The 2,795-nt window shown below is 30.9% G+C and carries 4 protein-coding genes; all 4 read right to left on the reverse strand.

The genetic code is table 11. The features are described 5' to 3' along the window. Window positions 1-156 precede the first annotated feature (156 nt). Window positions 157-684, reverse strand: coding sequence for a hypothetical protein (locus ACSVH9_RS16180; protein ID WP_438064609.1), 528 nt, complete (start codon window positions 682-684; stop codon window positions 157-159). 197 nt (window positions 685-881) lie between these two features. Beyond that, window positions 882-1,289 (reverse strand): hypothetical protein, encoded by a 408-nt coding sequence (locus ACSVH9_RS16185; protein WP_438064610.1) that lies wholly within the window; start codon window positions 1,287-1,289, stop codon window positions 882-884. Between the two features lie 178 nt (window positions 1,290-1,467). Beyond that, window positions 1,468-2,136, reverse strand: coding sequence for a hypothetical protein (locus tag ACSVH9_RS16190; protein WP_438064611.1), 669 nt, complete (start codon window positions 2,134-2,136; stop codon window positions 1,468-1,470). 164 nt (window positions 2,137-2,300) lie between these two features. Further along, on the reverse strand, window positions 2,301-2,795 hold a 495-nt coding region (locus ACSVH9_RS16195), incomplete at its 5' end, for a hypothetical protein (RefSeq protein ID WP_438064612.1).

Here is a 2,795-nt window from a genome sequence, read left to right on the forward strand (position 1 = left end):
CATTTGGCCAATTGCTCCCAACGTCCCCGCGCTACAAGTAGTTTGGGACTAAATTAAGTTCATTATTCGGATTTGCCAAATCTTCCAAATACAAAACCATATTTAAATTAAGCCTAATACCCAAATTGCTTGTAGCGTGTGTTAGTGGCTGGCTTTTTATTCAATAGTTATTTTTCCTTTACTCAAATCGTCTAAAAATTTTTCAGGATTTTCTATAAATTTAAAGGAGTTTGAGTTTTTTATATAATTTTCAATTTTATTGTATTCAGGTGAGAAGATTTTTCCTTTTCTGTCCATAAGCAACATTTCCTTTTTTTTAGCCAAATCTAACATTCCATTTAAAAATTTCAATTGGGGTTCTCTTAAATCTGCTCTAAACGAAAGATGTTCAATCTTTTTAGTTTCTGCATTTATAGACATTGATGCATCATTATCCAATACATTTGTTTCTGTCTTCCAAATGAAACATTCTTCATCGTTTCCCCAATCCGCTTTCTCGATTAACTTGTCAATTTCAAGTTTAACGTTGTCGAAATTTATTTCAGCCAATTCCCAATATTGTTCAGTATTGGCATCAAAATATCCATCTTCTGTATTTACATTTATTTCTGTTGGAATTACTTCGTGTTTTTTTAGCAAACCGACTTTCGGAATAAATGCTAAATAATATTGATAAATTGCCATTCAGTTTTAGTAGATTTTATTGAAGTTTTTCTCGTTTCTGCGGTAAGCTTGCCACTAACGTCCCGCCGCTACACGAGGTTTGGGACTTAAAGGTGTGTTATTTTTCCATTATGCACAAATTTTCCAAGCACAAAACAACTTTCTATTCACCCAAATGCCCAAATCTCGTGTAACGGCTGTTAGTGGCTGGCTTGTTATTATTTAAAATATTCCTTTTCAAATTCTTTGATACTTTCTGCTATTTCCATCCTCACATCTAAAGTTAACTGTTCAGTTTTTAAACTGAGGCGTAAAAATTCACAGTATCTTTTATCGACAAAAGAAAACATTAAGCCAACCAATTCGTAAACTCTATTTAGATTAGAAAAATGCGTCCATTTTATCAGCTGGTCAGAAATAAATTTTTTTTCGTTTTCAGTTAATTCAGCAACATTGTAAAACTTCTGAAATCTTTCTGCAAGAATTTCCAATAACTCAATTTGCTTCTGTTCGTCAAGAAATTGTGAGCTTTCAATAAGTTCTGCAAACAAATCGTGAAAATATTCTTCCGAGATAATTTCTAATAGGGATTGAAATTTAGAATCTATATTGATTTTATTGTTCATATTCGATTTTTTGTTTTCTGCGGATTGCTTGCCACTAACGTTCCCGCGCTACACGCAGGCTGGGATTAAAGATGCGTATTCTTTCGGTTAAAAACAAATGCATCAAATACAAACTATTTTCAAATTAAACCAATTGCCCAGCTTGCTTGTAGCGTGTGTTAGCGGGTGTGTTTTTGTGTTATTTGAAAGTCGCTGATATCAACTTTTCTTTTTCTATGTCTGCATTTTCGACAAACCAATTTGTTATAACGTCCTTCAATTCAGATTTATTTACGGTGTTTTTTTGTGTTCTGACTTCAAGGTAATTTTCTAAAGTGATTTTTTCTACCAATTCTTTTAAAGTTTCAAGTTCAATTTCTTTTCCAAACCAACTACATAAATAAAAACCAAAAATTGAAATTGCTATTCCTAAAATTCCAAATTTAAAATTTATGAAAAGAAAGATTAAGGATGTTACTGAAAGTAAAACTAAAGTATAAAATATAATTGTTGGAGGAAGAAGTATATTTAACTTAAAGCCAATATTATTTTCGACTCTTTTCACAAGTTCAATTCTGTTTTTTCTTGGAAATATTTCAGTAAGTTTGGTTTCTAGTTTTATATTCTCTTTTTCAGTTATCTTCTCTTCAATTAATGAATTTCGCAATTTATAAAAAGCTTGTTGAGAAGTACAACTTTCTACATTCTCAAAATCAATTTTCGATATTATTAAGTTGCAAAACTCATCGAAATTTTTCACGTTTTGAGTTTCTCCTTTTTCAAATTTGAACTTATACATTTCCTCAATTGAAGGAATGCAATCTTCAAGATTCTCTATTTCGTATGTGTCTAATATCTTGTTGTTCATCTATTCGTGTTTTAGAGGCAACATACCCGCTAACGTTCCCGCGCTACAAGCAGTTTGGGACTAAATTAAGCCCATTATTCGGATTTGCCAAATCATCCCAAATAGAAAACCAATTTCAAATTAAGCCTAATACCCAAATTGCTTGTAGCGTGTGTTACCAGTAGTTATTTTTTCTTCAATCTTGTTACTAATTTATTTAAGCTTTTTAATTCAACAGAAGGAAAATCACTAATTATAATCGAAGAATCGCGAAACATAATTCGGTTAAATATTCCGCTGTGACTCGGATAATCTTCCCTGTTTAATTTTGTTTGGTAGAGCTCGTTTATACTTTCAAGAATTAATTCGTTTTCTTCTTGAGTCAGCTTAATTCGATTAATAGATTTTGTGATTTGAGGTTCTTTTCCGTCTTTACAATTTTTCGTTTTTTCAATATAATCGGCTAAGAGTTGCCCTTTTAAATTATCTCGATAAATTGTAAGCATTTTTTCATTTCCGCCCCATTCTCCGCATTTATCATCAACAGTTAGAATCTCTAATTTGTTAACACGATTTATATAAAGTAATGGATTTGGTTTAGATTCTTTTTTACAAGCAATAAGTAAAAAAAATATTCCGATTGAAATTATAAGTTTCTTTTTCATAGTATAATTACTGGT

The sequence above is a fragment of the Flavobacterium sp. RSSB_23 genome, assembly GCF_051547145.1.
Classification (GTDB): domain Bacteria; phylum Bacteroidota; class Bacteroidia; order Flavobacteriales; family Flavobacteriaceae; genus Flavobacterium.

Excerpts from the sequence above, each read along its gene's own strand:
- ACSVH9_RS16180 (WP_438064609.1), bottom strand. The coding sequence starts at position 684 with ATGGCAATTTATCAATATTATTTAGCATTTATTCCGAAAGTCGGTTTG.
- ACSVH9_RS16185 (WP_438064610.1), bottom strand. The coding sequence starts at position 1,289 with ATGAACAATAAAATCAATATAGATTCTAAATTTCAATCCCTATTAGAA.
- ACSVH9_RS16190 (WP_438064611.1), bottom strand. The coding sequence starts at position 2,136 with ATGAACAACAAGATATTAGACACATACGAAATAGAGAATCTTGAAGAT.